The organism is Noviherbaspirillum album, from assembly GCF_035916955.1.
Taxonomy (GTDB): Bacteria; Pseudomonadota; Gammaproteobacteria; order Burkholderiales; family Burkholderiaceae_D; genus Noviherbaspirillum; species Noviherbaspirillum album.
Map to the genome: position 1 here is coordinate 13,332 of NZ_JAWIIV010000054.1, position 17,724 is coordinate 31,055.

17 protein-coding genes and 1 tRNA gene are annotated in these 17,724 nt (G+C 60.0%); 12 read left to right on the top strand and 6 right to left on the bottom strand.

All coding sequences use genetic code 11. The annotated features are described in order from the left end of the window. Positions 1 to 366: 366 nt before the first annotated feature. Positions 367 to 1,677, top strand: a complete 1,311-nt coding sequence (gene aceA, locus RY831_RS30365) for an isocitrate lyase (protein ID WP_326510056.1) — start codon at positions 367 to 369, stop codon at positions 1,675 to 1,677. A gap of 119 nt (positions 1,678 to 1,796) precedes the next feature. On the opposite strand, the gene alkB is transcribed toward aceA, so the two are convergent. After that, positions 1,797 to 2,450, bottom strand: a complete 654-nt coding sequence (alkB, locus tag RY831_RS30370) for a DNA oxidative demethylase AlkB (protein WP_326510057.1) — start codon at positions 2,448 to 2,450, stop codon at positions 1,797 to 1,799. Between the two features lie 30 nt (positions 2,451 to 2,480). Next, positions 2,481 to 3,176: a cation efflux transmembrane domain-containing protein gene (locus tag RY831_RS30375; protein WP_326510058.1), complete on the bottom strand. Its 696-nt coding sequence runs from the start codon at positions 3,174 to 3,176 to the stop codon at positions 2,481 to 2,483. 77 nt (positions 3,177 to 3,253) lie between these two features. On the opposite strand from RY831_RS30375, the gene cadR reads away from it, so the two are divergent. The 5 genes from cadR (at position 3,254) to RY831_RS30400 (ending at position 8,277) form a co-directional block, all read left to right on the top strand. After that, on the top strand, positions 3,254 to 3,694 hold the full coding sequence (cadR, locus tag RY831_RS30380) for a Cd(II)/Pb(II)-responsive transcriptional regulator (protein WP_326510059.1): 441 nt from the start codon (positions 3,254 to 3,256) through the stop codon (positions 3,692 to 3,694). Positions 3,695 to 3,805: 111 nt separating this feature from the next. Further along, a complete protein-coding gene (locus tag RY831_RS30385) occupies positions 3,806 to 4,738 on the top strand; it encodes a 23S rRNA (adenine(2030)-N(6))-methyltransferase RlmJ (RefSeq protein ID WP_326510060.1) in 933 nt (310 codons plus the stop codon). A gap of 137 nt (positions 4,739 to 4,875) precedes the next feature. Beyond that, positions 4,876 to 6,177: an EAL and HDOD domain-containing protein gene (locus RY831_RS30390; RefSeq protein WP_326510061.1), complete on the top strand. Its 1,302-nt coding sequence runs from the start codon at positions 4,876 to 4,878 to the stop codon at positions 6,175 to 6,177. A gap of 28 nt (positions 6,178 to 6,205) precedes the next feature. Beyond that, positions 6,206 to 6,760 carry a transcription elongation factor GreB gene (gene greB, locus RY831_RS30395; RefSeq protein WP_326510062.1) on the top strand — a complete coding sequence of 185 codons (555 nt, stop codon included), beginning with the start codon at positions 6,206 to 6,208 and terminating at the stop codon, positions 6,758 to 6,760. 173 nt (positions 6,761 to 6,933) lie between these two features. Beyond that, entirely contained in the window at positions 6,934 to 8,277 is a 1,344-nt protein-coding gene (locus RY831_RS30400; protein WP_326510063.1) for a DUF3422 family protein, read from the top strand. Positions 8,278 to 8,334: 57 nt separating this feature from the next. Here the strand turns inward: RY831_RS30400 and RY831_RS30405 are convergent, their stop codons facing one another. The 4 genes from RY831_RS30405 to RY831_RS30420 all read right to left on the bottom strand — a co-directional run bounded on the left by RY831_RS30405 (position 8,335) and on the right by RY831_RS30420 (position 12,617). After that, entirely contained in the window at positions 8,335 to 10,608 is a 2,274-nt protein-coding gene (locus RY831_RS30405; RefSeq protein ID WP_326510064.1) for a RelA/SpoT family protein, read from the bottom strand. A gap of 114 nt (positions 10,609 to 10,722) precedes the next feature. After that, positions 10,723 to 10,926 (bottom strand): DNA-directed RNA polymerase subunit omega, encoded by a 204-nt coding sequence (rpoZ, locus tag RY831_RS30410; RefSeq protein WP_326510065.1) that lies wholly within the window; start codon positions 10,924 to 10,926, stop codon positions 10,723 to 10,725. A gap of 22 nt (positions 10,927 to 10,948) precedes the next feature. Beyond that, complete coding sequence (gene gmk, locus RY831_RS30415) at positions 10,949 to 11,593, bottom strand: guanylate kinase (protein ID WP_326510066.1); 645 nt, start codon at positions 11,591 to 11,593, stop codon at positions 10,949 to 10,951. Between the two features lie 109 nt (positions 11,594 to 11,702). Continuing rightward, positions 11,703 to 12,617: a YicC/YloC family endoribonuclease gene (locus RY831_RS30420; protein ID WP_326510067.1), complete on the bottom strand. Its 915-nt coding sequence runs from the start codon at positions 12,615 to 12,617 to the stop codon at positions 11,703 to 11,705. Between the two features lie 71 nt (positions 12,618 to 12,688). Between RY831_RS30420 and RY831_RS30425 the strand changes: the two genes are divergently transcribed. From RY831_RS30425 to RY831_RS30450, 6 genes are all read left to right on the top strand, one after another. Beyond that, positions 12,689 to 13,702, top strand: coding sequence for a serine/threonine protein kinase (locus tag RY831_RS30425; RefSeq protein WP_326510068.1), 1,014 nt, complete (start codon positions 12,689 to 12,691; stop codon positions 13,700 to 13,702). Positions 13,703 to 13,711: 9 nt separating this feature from the next. Next, positions 13,712 to 14,644, top strand: a complete 933-nt coding sequence (locus tag RY831_RS30430; RefSeq protein ID WP_326510069.1) for a PP2C family protein-serine/threonine phosphatase — start codon at positions 13,712 to 13,714, stop codon at positions 14,642 to 14,644. 10 nt (positions 14,645 to 14,654) lie between these two features. Next, positions 14,655 to 15,386: a ribonuclease PH gene (gene rph / locus RY831_RS30435; RefSeq protein ID WP_326510070.1), complete on the top strand. Its 732-nt coding sequence runs from the start codon at positions 14,655 to 14,657 to the stop codon at positions 15,384 to 15,386. A 119-nt stretch (positions 15,387 to 15,505) separates the two neighbouring features. After that, on the top strand, positions 15,506 to 16,090 hold the full coding sequence (gene rdgB / locus RY831_RS30440) for an RdgB/HAM1 family non-canonical purine NTP pyrophosphatase (protein WP_326510071.1): 585 nt from the start codon (positions 15,506 to 15,508) through the stop codon (positions 16,088 to 16,090). Beyond that, positions 16,087 to 17,328 carry a radical SAM family heme chaperone HemW gene (hemW, locus tag RY831_RS30445; protein WP_326510072.1) on the top strand — a complete coding sequence of 414 codons (1,242 nt, stop codon included), beginning with the start codon at positions 16,087 to 16,089 and terminating at the stop codon, positions 17,326 to 17,328. Before rdgB ends, hemW begins: the two co-directional genes overlap by 4 nt. Before the next feature lie 125 nt (positions 17,329 to 17,453). After that, positions 17,454 to 17,543: transfer RNA gene (locus RY831_RS30450), tRNA-Ser, on the top strand. Positions 17,544 to 17,724: the final 181 nt, after the last annotated feature.

Genomic DNA, 17,724 nt, shown 5'->3' on the forward strand with positions numbered 1-17,724 from the left:
TCCGAACCTTCCCGTTCCCCAGCTTTCCAACCATTCCGCTCGGCTGGAGCAGCGTTGCCTCCATCCATTGCGCAGGCTCAGTCTTTTTCGGACTGCAGTCAGACGCCTGCTTTACTGCAGGTTTTCACATCACAAAAACCGTATTCCGCATTATGAAAACCCCGCGACGCGGGGCACCATTATCGCTTTTCATTTTGAGAAAAACTATTGCGCATCGCGAAAAGAGAAAAATAAGTATTTGAATTTAAACGATAAAAAAATACTTATATGTCTTATATAAGACCTTGTTGCCCCGCAAAATAAAGCCTATTATTTCTCCATCGAGCTTCACTTTTCTTTTGACCGCATCACCACAGGAGAATCACCATGGCAACTCGCGAACAGCAAATTCAGGCACTGGAAAAAGATTGGGCTGAGAACCCGCGCTGGAAAGGCATCACACGCAACTACACGGCGGAAGACGTAGTCCGCCTGCGCGGCTCCAAGCAGATCGAGTACACGCTGGCGAAGGAAGGTGCTGAAAAGCTGTGGGCAAAGGTCAACGGCGGTGCAAAGAAGGGCTACGTGAATGCATTCGGCGCCATCACTGCCGGCCAGGCAATGCAGCAAGCCAAGGCTGGCCTGGAAGCGGTGTACCTGTCCGGCTGGCAGGTTGCCGCCGACGGCAACACATCCGAAACCATGTACCCCGACCAGTCGCTGTATGCCTACGACTCCGTTCCCACCATGGTTCGCCGCATCAACAACACCTTCAAGCGCGCCGACGAGATCCAGTGGTCGCGCGGCATCAACGAAGGCGATGAAGGCTACGTCGATTTCTTCCTGCCCATCGTGGCCGATGCCGAAGCCGGTTTCGGCGGCGTGCTGAACGCCTTCGAGCTGATGAAGAACATGATTTCCGCAGGCGCTGCGGGCGTGCACTTCGAAGACCAGTTGGCAGCCGTGAAGAAGTGCGGCCACATGGGCGGCAAGGTCCTGGTGCCGACTCAGGAAGCCGTCGAGAAACTGACAGCGGCCCGTTTCGCGGCTGACGTCATGGGCGTGCCGACCATCGTGCTGGCACGTACCGATGCCGAGGCAGCGAACCTGATCACTTCCGATCACGACGCCAACGACAAGCCTTTCCTCACCGGCGAGCGCACCGCTGAAGGCTTCTACCGCGTCAAGAACGGCCTCGAGCAGGCGATCAGCCGCGGCGTGGCCTACGCTCCTGTGGCCGACCTGGTCTGGTGCGAAACCGGCACGCCCGACCTTGGCTTCGCCCGCGAATTCGCGCAGGCCGTGCATGCCAAGTGCCCGGGCAAGCTGCTGTCCTACAACTGCTCGCCCTCGTTCAACTGGAAGAAGAATCTCGACGACAAGACAATCGCCGACTTCCAGGAAAAGCTGTCGGAACTGGGCTACAAGTATCAGTTCATCACGCTGGCCGGCATCCATATCAACTGGTTCAACACCTTCCAGTTCGCACATGCCTATGCACGCGGCGAAGGCATGAAGCACTATGTGAACATGGTGCAGGAGCCGGAATTCGCGGCGCGCGAAAAGGGTTACACCTTCGTGTCGCACCAGCAGGAAGTGGGCGCGGGCTACTTCGACGAAGTCACCACAGTGATCCAGGGCGGCACATCCTCCGTCAAGGCGCTGACCGGCTCGACCGAAGAAGAACAGTTCCATTGATGGATCTGCGGGGCCGGCAGCGGCCCCGCATTCCCGGATACTTCCCACTCGGTTTATAGCGTTGTTGTTTTTGCTGGCCGCGCATGATCTTCATGCGCGGCCAGTTTTTTATTCCACCGTCACATCGCCTTGCGAAAGGTGAGGTTGATGCGGCGGCTGCCAGTCAGCGAATGCGGTTTTTCCTTCACCGGCAGCACGCCGTGATAGCGCAATCGCGCCGGTCCGCCCCAGACCACCACATCGCCATGCATCAACGGTATGCGCATGGCGGAATCCGACCGTTTCATGCCGCCGAACAGGAACATGGCGGACATGCCGAGCGAAACCGACACGATGGGATGATCGAGGCTGCGTTCATCCTTGTCCTGGTGGAGCGATAGTTTGGCACCGGGATCATAGCGATTGATCAGGCAGGCATCCGGAGCGAAGCCATCGAAGCCGGCTAGCGCCGCAGCGCGACCTGCCAATGCAAAAAATGACTCAGGCATCCGCGGCCACGGCTGGCCGCTGACCGGATCGATGCTGTCGTAACGGTACCCGCGGCGGTCGCTGACCCAGCCGACATTGCCGCAGGAAGTCGTCGCCACCGACATGCGCAAGCCGCCAGGCGTTTCCATCCGGCGAAACGCCGCCTTTTGCGCAATCGCCTCGACGTCGGCAAGAATATTCCCCGCTTCCAGCCGCGCAAAGTGCCGCAATACCATCGCCCCGTCGCACAAGGGCTCGTGCGCGGCGGGAATGGGGTCGATATCGTCAAACAGGTCTAAGGTCATCTTGGCGGCGCACGCCTTGGCCCCAGCATATCAATGGTTGTGACCGGCATGTGTATGCGCATGTTTATCCGAATGCTTGCGGGCAGCGTTGTCCCGCGCGTCATTGTCGTGGCGTGAGCGGAGTTCCGCAAGCGCGCCGCGCACTACAGTGTACGACGCACTTAGGGCCAGCGCGCTCATCAATGCCGCCACCGACCAGTCCGGCCAGCCGCTGCCGGTGCCGAAGACGCCGGCGGCGGCGAGCATGACCGCGGCATTGCCGATGGCATCGTTGCGTGTGCACAACCAAACCGAACGCATGTTTGCATCGCCGCTTCGGTAGGCATAGAGCAGGGCCGCCACGCCCAGGTTCGCCAGCAAGGCGAGCAAGCCGACGATTCCCATCGTCGCCGGTTCGGGAGGAATTCCCTGTGCAATGCTCCACGCGGTCTGTGCCAGGACGAAGCAGCCGAATGCGCCCATCGACAGGCCCTTGAGCAGTGCCGCGCGGCTGCGCCAGGCCGCCGCCATCGACAGCACCAGCAGGGACACGCCGTAGTTGGCGGCATCGCCGAAGAAATCCAGCGCATCGGCCAGAAGAGAAGTCGATCCGGAGTGCATGCCGCCGACGAACTCCACGCCGAACATCGCCGCATTGACCAGCAAGGCAATCCACAGAGCGCGGCGATAGCGCGGATCGCGGGCTGGCGAGGGGGCGGGAAGATGGGCGCAGCAGTGGGCGGACATGACGGACTCCATGAATACGGTTTGCTTATTACAGACCCTGTAGCTACTATAGAGTCAAGCAATCGTTGGAGAGACTCATGAAAATTGGCGAACTGGCCAGGCGGACCGGGTCGGAGGTGGAAACCATCCGCTATTACGAAAAGGAAGGCCTGCTGCCCATGCCGCCGCGCAGCGAAGGCAACTATCGCCAGTATGGCGAGGAGGATGCGGAGCGTCTGCTGTTCATCCGGCACTGCCGCTCGCTCGGCATGTCGCTGGAAGATATCCGCACCCTCCAGCATTTTCAGGGCCGTCCCGATCTTGCCTGCGATGACATCGATGCGCTGCTCGACCGGCATCTGCAGCAGACCGAACTGCAAATACAGTCCTTGCAGCGTCTGCAGAAACAGCTACAGGCCTTGCGCAATACTTGCAGGACCCACATGAGCGCGCAGCAGTGCGGCATCCTGCGCAATCTTGCAAGCGCGGCAGCCGGAAGCGACTGCATCTGCCACCATGCGACTGAAAAGCCGAACTGAACGGCAAGTCGAACCGAGCGACGGGTATCGCTCACAGCCGAGGTTGGCGCAGCGGCAGGCTGCCGACTGTTAAAATGTGCACCCTTTCAAATCTGACATCCGGGAAACACCATGCTGAGCTATCGCCACGCCTTCCATGCGGGCAACCATGCCGACGTGCTCAAGCACATTGTCCTCATCCAGCTGCTCCAGTATTTCGGGCAGAAGGATACTGCCTACATGTACATCGATACGCATGCCGGCGCGGGTGCCTATGCGCTCGATACCGGATACGCCGCCAAGAGCACCGAGTACGAAACCGGCATTAGCCGCCTGTGGGAGCGCAACGATCTGCCCGGACCGGTGGCCGACTATGTCAAGCTGGTGAAGGGCATGAATCCAAGCGGCAAGATGCGCTATTACCCGGGTTCGCCGTATTGCGCGGACAAGGTCGCTCGCGAGCAGGACCGCATTCGCCTGTTCGAACTCCATCCGAGCGATAACAAGATCCTCAACGAGAATTTTCGCAAGGTTGCGGCGCATGCGGCGGAGCAGGGGCAGCGCAGCAACGTGCGCGGCAAGCGGGTCATGATCCAGCAAGCCGACGGCTTCAGCGGCCTCAAATCATTGCTGCCTCCGCCTTCGAGACGTGGCCTGGTGCTGATCGATCCTCCCTACGAAGTCAAGGACGACTATCGCCGCGTCAAGGATACCCTGGCAGATGCGCTGGCACGCTTTGCCACCGGCACCTATGCGGTCTGGTATCCGATGCTGCAGCGCATGGAAGCGCGTCAGCTTCCGGACAAGCTCAAGCGGCTTCCCTGTCAGAACTGGCTGAATGTGAGTCTTTCCATCAGCGCGCCGCTACCCGACGGCGTGGGCCTGCATAACAGCGGAATGTTCATTCTCAATCCACCCTGGACGCTGGAACCGATGCTGCGCGAGATCATGCCCTACCTCGTCGAAGTACTGCGGCAAGATGCCGGAGCCGGCTTCGTCCTGGAAAGCGGAGCGCCGGTGACAGCGCCGACGGCCGCCAGACGTCCGAAGTCTCAGCGGGAGTAATGGCAGCCGTACGGCATGGTGTGTTGCTCAAAAAGGCAACGGGCCTGATGTTTGCATGTCTTTACGATATGCCCGGAGCCGGCGTGGAAGATGCGCTGCCTCGATACGAAAAACATCAGTGAACATGGATTGCATTCATGGCAAAACTTACCGAGCATGTTTCCGCAACATCCAGTATTTCCATCCAGGGCGTCCGCAATTTCTTCCTGGGCCGCCAACCGATTCTCGACCGCAACAGGAAGCTCGTCGCTTACGAATTGCTGTTCCGCGATGCCGACACGGACACGGCTAACGTGGTGGATAACGTATCGGCCACCGCTTCGGTGATCCTGCATGCCTCCGAACTTGGCTTGCACAACGTCATCGGCAATTTTCCGGGCTTCATCAATGTCGATGCCGCTGCGCTCATGATCGACTTCATCCATGTTTTGCCGCCGGAGAAGGTGGTGCTGGAAATCCTGGAGACGGTCGAAGCCAGCGACGAGGTGGTGGCCCGGGTCGCCGAACTTGCCGGCAAGGGCTATCGTTTTGCGCTCGACGATGTAGCCGCGATGACAGGCGATGTGCATCGCTTTCTCCCGTATGTCGACATCATCAAGCTGGACCTGCCGCAATTGTCAGACCAGCAGCTTGCCGAACGCGTGCGGGCCTTCAAGGCCGCCGGCAAAAAGCTTCTTGCCGAAAAGGTGGAGAGCGAAGAACAGTTCGAACGATGCATGGCGCTAGGCGCCGATTATTTTCAGGGACACTATTTCGCCCGCCCCACGGTGCTGAAGGGAAAGAAACTTTCGCCCTCGCAGCTGGCGGTCATGGAGGTGATGAGCAGCTTTGCCGAGCATGCGGACATGAGCGAAATCGAGACCCGATTTGCACGGGATGCATCACTTCGGCACAGCCTGGTGCAAATGGCGAACATATTGCCTCGCGGGCAAGACGGACGCCGCGTGGAGTCCGTGAAGGAGGCCATGTCGGCCGTGGGGCGCGAACAGCTGCGCCGCTGGCTGCAGATCCTGCTGTGCGCCGAGCCCAGCCAGGTACCCGGCCATACATCGCCGCTGCTGATGATGGCGACAACCAGGGGACGCCTGCTCGAACTGATTGCCGAGCGCATCCGGCCGGACGACGATTCGACTGCCTGCAAGGCTTACACAGTGGGTATCATGTCGCTGATGGATGCTTTGTTTGGCATGTCGATGAAAGACATCCTGGATCAGCTCCAGGTGGCTCAATCGGTTCGGGAAGCCCTGCTTGCCCGAACCGGCCTGTACGGCGACATGCTCAGGCTGGCCGAATGCATTGAACGCGTCAAGGATAGCGGACCGGTTCCGGCGCAGCTGCTGCACAAGCTGGGTTTGAGCGCGGACGAACTGTATAGGCTGGAGCTCAAGGCATTCGAATGGAGCGATGAATTCGCGGCTTCCCAGGAATGGGCATGCTGATTGTTGACTGCAGTGCGATTAGGAGATTATGAACAAGGCATTCGTCAAGGAATCCGACGGCGATGAAGACGATCTCGACGCGTCGGTGCCGGCCATCCCGGCCGGAACGAAAAACTACATGACGCCCGACGGCCACCGGCGCATGAAGGAGGAATTGCTGCGCCTGATCGATGTCGACCGCCCGGAAGTGGTGCGCATCGTGTCGTGGGCGGCGTCGAACGGAGATCGATCGGAAAACGGCGACTACATCTACGGCAAGCGCCGGCTGCGCGAGATCGACCGGCGCATCCGTTTTCTCACCAAACGCCTTGATCTGGCCGAGGTGGTCGATCCCAGCGTGCATCACGGCAGCAATCAAATCTTCTTCGGCGCCACGGTGACCTACGAAAACCAGGCTGGCGACGAGCATACGGTCACCATCGTCGGCATCGACGAACTCGATCCCCTCAACGGCAGGATCAGCTGGATTTCTCCTGTCGCCCGCGCGCTCACCAAGGCGCGCGAAGGTGATTCGGTGACGCTCATGACACCTGCAGGCGTTGACGAATTGACTATCCTGTCGGTAACCTATCCCGCATCCTGAGTTTCTTCATTCGCCTGGCGGCCAAAAGCCGGCATGCGCCTCCAGGGGGCATTCAAGCTTCGTGCCCTGGAGTTCCGGAATTCCATCGTTCCAATGTTTGGACTTGCCGGTATCCTGGTACGGCAATGATCGCAAGATCGCGCTTCGAATCATAGAGAAGAATATCCACAACAATGCCTATCCTGTTTTCAAGCCTGAATCATGCGATGCGGGTTCCGCTTGCAGCCGAGGTTCACTCACGGCCCTTCCTGCGGCTCGATGCGCCGGAGATTCTGACGCATCTGGCAGTGTATGCCCGCGATCCCGCCAACCCGGACGTGCAGATTGGCGGCACGCAGCATGCGCGGCTCGCGGCATTGTGCAAGCATTTCGGCGTCAGCGCGCCCGACTCGGAAGCCAAATACTTCTTTCATGACTTCGGCCGCTTCCGACTCAAATGGGAGTGCCATACCGAGTTCGCCACCTATACTTTTGCCGAGCGCCATGGCGAATCGCTTCCCCTGGCGCATGCCTTCGAACATGTGCCGGTCAAGCATATTCCGCAGGAATGGCTGGCCGGGCTGCAGGGCACCATCATGGTGGCCGCGCATGTCGTGCTCGACAATACCCGAGGACCTTCCGATGCCTTCGCAGCCGGCCTGCACCGCGTTTTCGAAGGCAGCATGCTGGTAGGCAGCCGGGTCCTGCAGGGCGGGGAAGTGTGGACCGACTTCCTGATCCAGGCGGACGGTTTCAGCCGGTTCGTGGTGCGTGACGTCGGCCTGCATGAGCAGCAATCGGGGCGCCTGGTGCAACGCCTGCTGGAAATCGAAACATACCGCATGATGGCGCTGCTCGGCCTGCCTCATGCGCAACAGGCGACACCGGTGCTCAATGTCATCGAAAGCGAACTGGCTACGCTGGCCGCGGCGATGGTGGAAACCGATCCCTCAAACGGGCATCCGCTGTCGACAGCGGACGACGAGCAGGCATTGCTGGCCACGATTACAGGGCTGGCCGCGCGGATCGAGAAGCTTTCATTGCACAACAGTTACCGCTTTTCCGCATCGCGCGCTTACTTCAGCCTCGTGCATGCGCGCATCGAAGAATTGCGCGAAAACCGGATTGAAGGAAGCCCGACGATCGGCGAATTCATGGATCGCCGCCTGACGCCAGCCATGCATACCTGCGAGGCGATCGCGCGCCGCCAGGAAGCGTTGGCGGAACGGATCGCCCATACCAACGATTTGCTGCGTACCCGTGTCGGCATCGTGCAGGAAAGGCAGAACCGGAAGATTCTGCAGTCGATGAATGCCCGCGCGGCGCAGCAGTTGCGCTTGCAGCAGGCCGTGGAAGGCCTGTCGGTTGCAGCCATCACCTATTACGTGGTCGGCCTGTTCAGTTATGCGGGGAAGGCGGTGAAGGTGGCCGGCATGCCGATCAATCCGGAGCTGGCGACCGGCATTCTCGTGCCGCTGGTCGCCGCAGGCGTGTGGCTGGGCCTGCGCCGGATGCACAAGTCGATGCATTCCGGCTGAGTCTTCCCCAGGGTTTGCCAGGTTTGCCGATTCCGCCGGAATTGCGGCTTCTGAATGTCAAGTGCGCTCGCGCACGATGCGGGCCACGCCGGGGATGCGCCGGACATTGCGCATCAGCCGCGCCACATGGATGCGGTCCTCGACCTGGATGGTGAAGCGCAGCTGCTTCATCAGGTGGTCCCGGTCGTCATCCATGCCGACATAGGTGATGTTGGCGTCCGATTCGCCGATCTCGGCGGCTACCCGCGCAAGTACGCCTTTCTCATTGTCGACCAGGACCTTTATCCGGCAGTCGAAACGGCGGCTGAGCTCGCTGCCCCACACCAGTTCGATCCAGCGGTCGGGTTCCTTGGACTGATGGCGCTTGGCGACATCGCAGTCGGTGCTGTGTACGGTAATTCCCTGGTCGCGCTTGAGCTGGCCGGTGATGCCGTCGCCGGGGATAGGCAGGCAGCACTGCGCCAGCTGGACCGCCGTGCCTTCGTTACCATAGATCGTGACGGGGTCGAGCTTGCCGATCTTGCTTTCGCTGGCAAGCGGCGGCAGCGGCGAGCCGGCATCGTTTTCGAGGAGGCCGCGCATGTGGCGCGCCACCAGCGTCGCCATCCGCTTGCCGACGCCGATGTCGGCATACAGTTCATCGAGCGATTTCGCGCTGGACTCGTTCAGGAGCTTGTCGACCAGCGCGTCGGGCAGCAGCGGATCGATATCGATCGCGCTCAAAGCCTGCGCCAGCAAGCGCTTGCCGAGCTCGGTCGATTCGACCAGGTTGACGGTTCTGAGGTGATGCCGGATCGCCGAGCGGGCCTTTCCGGTACGGACAAAGGTCAGCCAGTTCGGACTCGGGCGGGATGTCGGCGCGGTCACGATCTCGACGATGTCGCCGTTGCGCAGCTCCGCGCGCAACGCTGCATGTTCATGATTGACGCGCGCGGCGATGGCCTGGTCGCCGATGTCGGTATGGATGGTATAGGCAAAGTCGAGCACCGTGGCGCCGCGGGGCAGGGCGATGATCTTGGACTTCGGCGTGAAAACATAGACCGAGTCCGGGAACAGATCGACCTTCACATGCTCGAGGAATTCAGCCGAGTCGCCGGTCTGCTTCTGGATGTCGAGCAGCGACTGCAGCCAGGCATGGGTGCGCTGCTGCAGGTCGGTCAGGCTGGCTTCGTCATCCTTGTACAGCCAGTGGGCGGCGACGCCGGCTTCGGCGACGCGGTGCATCTCGGTGGTCCGGATCTGAAACTCGACCGGAGTGCCGTACGGACCGATCAGGGTGGTGTGCAGCGACTGGTAGCCGTTGAGCTTGGGAATGGCGATGTAATCCTTGAACTTGCCTGGCATCGGCTTGTACAGCGCATGAAGGGTGCCGAGCGACACATAGCAGTTCGCGAAGCTGTCGACCACGATGCGGAAGCCGTAGACGTCAAGCACCTGGGAGAAGGACAGATGCTTGTTGCGCATCTTGCGGTAGATGCCGTACAGGGTTTTTTCGCGCCCGTACACCTGTGCCTGGATGCCGGTCGCGGCCAGCGTGTTCTTGACCGAGTCGAGGATCTTGGTGACGACTTCGCGCCGGTTGCCGCGCGCCGCCTTAACCGCTTTCGACAGGGTCCTGTAGCGAACCGGATAAAGATGGGAAAACGCCAGATCCTGCAATTCCCGGTAAATGTTGTTGAGGCCGAGGCGGTGGGCGATAGGAACATAGACCTCCATCGTCTCGCGCGCGATCCGGCGCTTCTTTTCCGGAACCATGACACCGAGCGTGCGCATGTTGTGCAACCGGTCCGCCAGTTTCACCAGGATGACGCGCACGTCGCGCGCCATGGCCAGCAGCATCTTGCGGAAATTCTCCGCCTGGGCCTCGATCTGGCTCTGGAATTCGATCTTGTCGAGCTTGGACAAGCCGTCGACCAGCGCAGCGACCGGCGCGCCGAAGCGCTCGATCAGTTCATCCTTATGCACGCCCTGGTCTTCCATGACGTCGTGCAACAATGCCGCCATGATGGCCTGCGCGTCCAGCTTCCATTCCGCACAGATTTCCGCGACAGCGATCGGATGGGAGATATACGGTTCGCCTGACTTGCGGATCTGGCCAAGATGCATCTCGTCCGAGAAGCGGTAGGCTTCCTTGACCTTCTTCAGTTCGGATGGAGTCAGGTATTCCTCCACCTTGTTGATCAGGTGGCTGACCGAGGCAACGCCGTGCGGCGGCACGGCACCGGTTTCGGACTTCGACAGGGGGTCGTTATGCCTTACGGGCGCACGCTCTACGTTGGCCCGGCTATTGGGTGCGACTGATAAGCTTGAATCTGCAGGGGTCAGGTTCATACGTGAAGGATATCAGTCACATGATGTCGTTGCATCCCCAAATATCGGTCATGTCGCGAAATTTGATTCTCGCGTCTGTCTTGCCACAATATTCGGGGAGGCCGGGGATGCTTTTTAGTTCGGGACTTTCTTCAGCATTTCAATGCCGACCTTGCCGCCGGCGATTTCCCGCAGCGCGACGACAGTGGGCTTGTCCTTGGCGTCCACTTTTGGAGTGTGGCCTTGCAGCAATTGCCGGGCGCGGTAGGTTGCAGCCAGAGTCAGCTGAAAACGGTTGGGGATCTGCTTCAGGCAGTCTTCAATGGTGATACGGGCCATGCTTGCTCCTAAAAACGCAAAATCAGATTGGATTGGCGTGAATGCCCAGCTGGGCGAACAGGGAAGTGTTGCGTGCGGCTTGTTGCGAAAACCGGCAACGTGCGGCTTTGACAATGGAGGTCAACTCTGACAAAGCAGTTGCAAACTCTTGATTAATAATAACATATTCAAACTCGGGGGCATGAGCGATCTCGCCGCCCGCGGCCAGAATGCGTCGCGTGATCACGTGGGAATCGTCCTGCCCGCGCTTCTTCAGTCTTTCCTCGAGCGCCGCGATGGACGGAGGCAGCACGAAAATGCCGATTGCCTGGGGAAACTGTTTCTTGACCTGCTGCGCGCCCTGCCAGTCGATCTCGAGTAGAACGTCGGTCCCGGCCTTGATTTGATCCTCGATCAGCAGGCGCGACGTTCCGTAGTAATTACCGTGGACTTCGGCCGATTCAAGAAATTCCCCAAGCTCCCGCCTTTTCAGGAAATCCTCGACCGAGGTGAAATGGTATTCGCGGCCATTCTGCTCGCCCGGACGCGGCTGGCGCGTGGTGAAGGAAATGGATAGCTTGATGGCGGGTTCCTGTGCCAGCAGCGCGTTGACCAGGGTGGATTTGCCGGCGCCGGAAGGGGCGACCACCATGAAGATGCTGCCGGAGGAAATGGAGGGTTCACTCATTGTGTGCTCGATGATTTGTTGCTGAAGAATGCCGGAAACGGCCGCGCATCGCCGGAGACCGCCGCATGGGGCTGCGGGTAGGGCGATGCGCTGGCCCGGTGCGTGGCTTTCATTCGAGATTCTGGACTTGTTCGCGCATCTGCTCAATCAGTAGTTTCATCGCCATCGCGGCATCGGACAACTCCTTGAGCGCGGCTTTCGAACCGACCGTGTTGGCTTCGCGGTTCAATTCCTGCATCATGAAATCAAGGCGCTTGCCGACCTGGCCGCCTTTCTGCAGGATGTGCCGCGTTTCCGACAGATGCGTGGAAAGGCGGGACAGTTCTTCGGCAACGTCGATGCGTATGCCGTAAAGCGTGACTTCCTGGCGTATGCGCTCGAGCGCATCCTCGCGCGAGACGGAAGTGGCGGCGCCCGCATTGTCCTGCGCAGCAAGCCCGAGCGCTTCCTTCATGCGTTCGGTCGCCTTGGCCTGGAACTGGGAGATCGCCTGCGGAATCAGCGGCGAGATCCTTTGCACGATGGCTTCCATGTCATCGACGCGCGAAACCAGCATGGCCTGCAGCGCGGCGCCTTCGCGCCGTCGGCTGTCGAGGAAGGCATCGAGCGCCTCGGCCACGGCGGCCTGCACATCCGACTGCAGCATCTCCTGGGACATTTCCGGCTCTTCGATCATGCCCGGCCAGCGCAGCAGCTCGTTGACCGACAGCTGCGCCGCTTCGGGGAAATGGGAACGCACCTCATGTTGCATCTTTGTCAGGGCCGCCAGCAGGGCCGTGTTGACTTGCTGCGTATTGCCGTTGCTGTTCTTGCGTCCGAAACTGACTCTGCACTCCACCTTGCCGCGGGTGACACGGCCCATGATGGCGTCGCGCAACGCCGGTTCGATTGCTCGCAAGTCGTCGTTGATCCTGAATTGCAGGTCAAGAAAGCGCGAATTCACGCTCTTGAGTTCGACCGTTAGCGTTCCCGCGCTGGTTTCACGTGTGGCGACCGCGTAGCCGGTCATGCTCGAAATAGTCAAGGTTCGGGCCCTTATGCTTTACAAAAGAGTGATTAATCAAGACAATCCAGAGAACACTGCTTTAGGACAACATGGCTTCGCAAAACAACGCTCCGTTGCCGGATGGACTTGAAATTGCTGGATACCGCATTGTAAAGAAGATTGCGTCCGGCGGGTTCAGTATCGTCTATCTCGCGTATGACGAAGACGGCAACGCGGTTGCCATCAAAGAGTACCTGCCCAGCTCGCTTGCTCTGCGCCAGCCGGGCGAGCTGGTGCCGGCGATCTCGGCCGAGAATCTGCCGGTATTTCGCATCGGCCTCAAATGCTTTTTCGAGGAAGGCCGTGCGCTCGCTCGCATTTCCCATCCCAATGTGGTCAGCGTGGTCAATTTTTTCCGCGCCAACGACACCGTCTACATGGTGATGGCCTACGAATCGGGACGCTCGCTGCAGGACCATATCCTTCGCCGCCGCGACAAGGGTGAACGCCCGCTGGTGTCGGAACGCTTCATACGCAAGATGTTCAACCAGGTGATGAACGGCTTGAGGGAGGTGCATGCCAACAAGCTCCTGCATCTGGACCTGAAGCCGGCCAACATCTACCTGCGCATGGACGGCACGCCCATCCTCCTGGATTTCGGCGCGGCGCGGCAGACGCTCAAGAGCGACCTTCCCAAGCTGTACCCGATGTACACCCCGGGCTTCGCGCCGCCGGAACTCTATGTCAGGAACGGCAGCCTCGGACCTTGGACCGACATCTACAGCATCGGTGCATCGATGTTTGCGTGCATGGTCGGCGCTCCTCCGCAGCCCGCGGATCAGCGCAAGCTCAATGACAAGATGGAAGATCATTTCCGCAAGCTTGAAAGCATCTATTCGCGCGAACTGATCCAGGTCATCCGCTGGAGCCTGCGCATCGATCCGCTGGAACGGCCGCAAAGTGTATTCGCACTGCAGAAGGCCTTGCGCGAACCGATTCCTGAAAAGAAAGAGGAAGCCCTGCTGGAAAAGTGGTCCGGAAAGCTGCGCGGCCTGTTCACCCGCAACAGGAACACCAGGAATACAATAAGCGGCAACACGACGATTCAGGATACAACCCGATAGGCGGCATGCATGCGATTCTCCGTATACCAGGAAAGCCATATCGGCGGCCGGCGCAACAATCAGGACCGGATGGGCTACAGCTTCACGCGGGATGCGCTACTGCTGCTGCTCGCCGACGGCATGGGCGGGCACATCCAGGGCGAAATGGCGGCCACCATCGCGTTGCAGACCGTCGGCTCGCTGTTCCAGCAGCAGGCGTCGCCCTATGTGCGCAAGCCGGAAAAATTCCTCGAAGACAGCTTTCTCGCCGCACACCGTGAAATACATCGTTATCGCGCCATCAATAACCTGCCCGAGACGCCGCGCACTACCATAGTCGGCTGCCTGGTGCAGCACAACGGCGCCTATTGGGCGCATTGCGGCGATTCCCGGCTGTACTGGATGCGGCAGGGACAGATCCTGGCGCGTACCCGCGATCATTCCCGCATCGAAACCTTGATCGCGCAGGGCAAGGTGCATCCTTCGGAGCGCGATACCCATCCGGAACGCAACAAGCTGTTCAACTGCATCGGCGCGCCGAACATGCCGATCGTCGAACTGTCGCGCCGCGCCAGCCTGCAGCCGGGCGATGTGCTGCTTCTCTGCTCGGATGGCTTGTGGTCGGTGCTGCCCGATCACGTGCTGGCGCAGTCCCTGCAGCACAATACCATCGTGCGCGCTGTTCCCGATCTGCTGTCGAGCGCCGTCGGCATTGCCGGCAAAAGCAGCGATAATGTCACCGCGCTGGCCATGATGTGGGAAGGTGCCAGCGTTCTGCAGGAATCTCCTGATACCATTGCAACGCATACGCTTCCGGTCGGCAGCGTCACGACCACGATCCAGGCGCCGCGCCACGCGGATCTGGATCCGGCCGACATGTTCACCGATTCCGATATCGAAAAGGCCATCGAGGAGATTCGCGGCGCCATCGAAAAGTCTTCCCGCATCACCTCAAAGAATTAGGATGTCATCCATGTCGTTTGAAAACCGTCCCGACGGACGTTCGCCCGGAGCATTGCGCAGCATCCGCCTGACGCGTGAATACACCAAGCATGCCGAAGGCTCGGTCCTGGTGGAGTTCGGCGATACGAAGGTCATCTGCACTGCCAGCATCGAGGAAAAGGTGCCGGGTTTCCTGAAAGGAAAGGGCAAGGGCTGGATGACTGCGGAATACGGCATGTTGCCCCGCTCCACCCATTCGCGCATGGACCGCGAGGCGGCGAAAGGAAAACAGTCCGGCCGCACCCAGGAAATCCAGCGCCTGATCGGACGTTCCCTGCGCGCCGCCTTTGACCTCGATGCCTTCGGGGAACGTACCTTGCACCTCGATTGCGACGTGATCCAGGCCGATGGCGGCACGCGCACGGCGTCCATCACCGGCGCGATGGTCGCCGCCCATGACGCTTTCGGCAAACTGGTGAAGGCGGGCCTCGTTCCTGCCATACCGCTCAGGCATTTCGTTGCCGCGGTATCGGTCGGCGTCTATCGCGGAATGCCGGTGCTCGACCTCGACTATCTTGAAGATTCGGGCTGCGATACCGACATGAATGTGGTGATGACCGAACAGGGGCATTTCGTGGAAGTGCAGGGGACTGCCGAAGGCGATGCCTTCGATCGCGCCACCCTGAACCGGCTGCTCGATCTGGCGCAGCAAGGCATTTCCGATCTGATCAAACTGCAGAAGAGCAGTCTCGGGCTGACCTGAACCGCTCCGCTCCCGCTCCAGCGGTCGCTGACAATTTTTACAATACTGTGCGCCGCACCGCGGTTGCAACGAGAACCCGACCGGTTCGAATTGCAATCCCGATGCGGCAAGGTTTTTTTATGACGACCAAACTAGTCCTCGCATCCAATAATGCCGGCAAGCTCAAGGAGTTCGGCCAACTGCTCGCTCCGCTCGGCTTCGAAGTACATGCCCAGCGCGAATTCAATGTGCCGGAAGCGGAGGAGCCGCATCCGACCTTCGTGGAGAACGCACTTGCAAAGGCCAGACACGCCGCCCGCCTGACCGGCCTCCCGGCGCTGGCCGATGACTCCGGCGTGTGTGTCAATGCCCTCGGCGGCGCGCCCGGCGTGCACTCCGCGCGCTATGCTGGCGAACCGAAATCCGATGAACGCAACAATCGCAAACTGGTCGACGACCTTGCGGCGCATGGCGACAAGTCCGCCTATTATTACTGCGTGCTGGTCTTCGTCCGCCATGCCGAGGATCCGCAGCCGCTCATCGCAGAGGGGCGCTGGGACGGCGAAATCATTGCCGAGCCGCGCGGCGAAGGCGGGTTCGGATACGATCCCTACTTCCTGCTGCCGGCATCGGGGAAGACCGTGGCCGAACTCGACGCCGATGAAAAGAACCGGCTGTCCCACCGCGGCCAGGCATTGCGCGCACTCGTCGAGAAGTTGAAATGATTCCTATCAAGCCCGTCGGCCAGAAACAGGGGCCGGCACCCGCAGCATCCTCGCCGGCGGAAGCCGCAGGTGCCTTTCTTCGTCCCGGCGCACTGCAGCTTGCCGCACTGCCGCCCCTGTCGCTCTATGTGCATTTTCCCTGGTGCGTGCAGAAGTGCCCGTATTGCGATTTCAATTCGCATGAAGTTCGCGGGAGCTTTCCCGAGGAAGAGTACCTCGCCGCATTGCGCAGCGATCTCGAAAGTGCCCTGCCGCTGATCTGGGGTCGCAAAATCTACACGATCTTCATCGGCGGCGGTACGCCAAGCCTGATGTCGGCTGGCGGGCTGGATCGCCTGATGTCGGACATCCGTTCGCTGCTGCCCCTGGACGGCGTGGCGGAGGTCACGATGGAAGCAAACCCCGGCACCTTCGAAGCCGACAAGTTCCGCTCATATCGCGCCAGCGGCATCAACCGGCTGTCGATCGGTATTCAGAGTTTCAATGCGCGCCATCTCCAGGCGCTGGGCCGCATCCATGACGATGGAGAGGCGCGCAAGGCGGTCGAGATCGCGCACGCCAATTTCGACAACTTCAATCTGGATCTGATGTACGCGCTGCCGTCGCAGACGCTCGAAGAAGCCCGCCGGGATGTGGCCACCGCGATCGGCTTTGCGCCGCCCCATCTGTCGCTTTATCACCTGACCCTGGAACCGAATACCTTTTTCGCCAAGCATCCTCCCGCCGTGCCGGATGACGATGCCAGCGCCGAGATGCAGGACATGATCGCCGGCCTGACAACGGATGCTGGCTATGAGCACTACGAGGTCAGCGCTTATGCAAGGCCAGGCCGGCAGGCCAGGCACAATCTGAACTACTGGCAATTCGGGGATTACCTCGGCATTGGCGCAGGCGCGCACTCCAAGATTTCCTTTCCGCACCGGATCGTGCGGCAGATGCGCTACAAGCAGCCAAAAGCCTATCTCGAAAATATTAGGGCGGGGCGGCCGATCCAGGAAGAGTTCGAACTCGGGAGGGATGATCTGGGTTTTGAATTCATGCTCAATGCGCTGCGCCTGAACAGCGGTTTCGAAGTCAATCTGTTCGGCGAACGCACCGGCCTGACCATCAACGCCATCGACAAGGCGCTCAACGCCGCCGAAGCCAAGGGCCTGCTTTACCGCGATCATCAGGTCATCCGGCCCACTGAACTGGGGCGCCGTTTTCTCAACGACTTGCAGCAAATGTTTCTTGATTGAGATCATTCCAGCGCGCGTGCCGGAGAATTGCTGCAAATGTCAGGACTTGGGTATAATCGAGCTCCCATGCGCCGCAGTATGCAGCAGGCAGTAAGTGGCAGACTGCGAGCAGCGGCAACGATCATGGAGGTTTGGGTGAGTGGTTTAAACCAGCAGTCTTGAAAACTGCCGACGGGGCGACCCGTCCGTGAGTTCGAATCTCACAGCCTCCGCCAGTTAGCGCCATTTTATAAAAATCAATCACTTAGATGATTTAAAAAAGTGGATGCCACACACGTTTACTACCCGCGCTGTGGTGTCAAAAAAGCCCCTGAAAAGGGTAATGCCGTTCAGTTAAGACTGAGCGGCATTTTTCTTTTCGGGTGTTGTAAACGGTCGCGAGGGCTGTTAACCTGC

What these genes read in the sequence shown, in the direction of transcription:
- aceA (WP_326510056.1), top strand. Translation starts at nt 367, where the DNA reads ATGGCAACTCGCGAACAGCAAATTCAGGCACTGGAAAAAGATTGGGCT.
- alkB (WP_326510057.1), bottom strand. Translation starts at nt 2,450, where the DNA reads ATGACCTTAGACCTGTTTGACGATATCGACCCCATTCCCGCCGCGCAC.
- RY831_RS30375 (WP_326510058.1), bottom strand. Translation starts at nt 3,176, where the DNA reads ATGTCCGCCCACTGCTGCGCCCATCTTCCCGCCCCCTCGCCAGCCCGC.
- cadR (WP_326510059.1), top strand. Translation starts at nt 3,254, where the DNA reads ATGAAAATTGGCGAACTGGCCAGGCGGACCGGGTCGGAGGTGGAAACC.
- RY831_RS30385 (WP_326510060.1), top strand. Translation starts at nt 3,806, where the DNA reads ATGCTGAGCTATCGCCACGCCTTCCATGCGGGCAACCATGCCGACGTG.
- RY831_RS30390 (WP_326510061.1), top strand. Translation starts at nt 4,876, where the DNA reads ATGGCAAAACTTACCGAGCATGTTTCCGCAACATCCAGTATTTCCATC.
- greB (WP_326510062.1), top strand. Translation starts at nt 6,206, where the DNA reads ATGAACAAGGCATTCGTCAAGGAATCCGACGGCGATGAAGACGATCTC.
- RY831_RS30400 (WP_326510063.1), top strand. Translation starts at nt 6,934, where the DNA reads ATGCCTATCCTGTTTTCAAGCCTGAATCATGCGATGCGGGTTCCGCTT.
- RY831_RS30405 (WP_326510064.1), bottom strand. Translation starts at nt 10,608, where the DNA reads ATGAACCTGACCCCTGCAGATTCAAGCTTATCAGTCGCACCCAATAGC.
- rpoZ (WP_326510065.1), bottom strand. Translation starts at nt 10,926, where the DNA reads ATGGCCCGTATCACCATTGAAGACTGCCTGAAGCAGATCCCCAACCGT.
- gmk (WP_326510066.1), bottom strand. Translation starts at nt 11,593, where the DNA reads ATGAGTGAACCCTCCATTTCCTCCGGCAGCATCTTCATGGTGGTCGCC.
- RY831_RS30425 (WP_326510068.1), top strand. Translation starts at nt 12,689, where the DNA reads ATGGCTTCGCAAAACAACGCTCCGTTGCCGGATGGACTTGAAATTGCT.
- RY831_RS30430 (WP_326510069.1), top strand. Translation starts at nt 13,712, where the DNA reads ATGCGATTCTCCGTATACCAGGAAAGCCATATCGGCGGCCGGCGCAAC.
- rph (WP_326510070.1), top strand. Translation starts at nt 14,655, where the DNA reads ATGTCGTTTGAAAACCGTCCCGACGGACGTTCGCCCGGAGCATTGCGC.
- rdgB (WP_326510071.1), top strand. Translation starts at nt 15,506, where the DNA reads ATGACGACCAAACTAGTCCTCGCATCCAATAATGCCGGCAAGCTCAAG.
- hemW (WP_326510072.1), top strand. Translation starts at nt 16,087, where the DNA reads ATGATTCCTATCAAGCCCGTCGGCCAGAAACAGGGGCCGGCACCCGCA.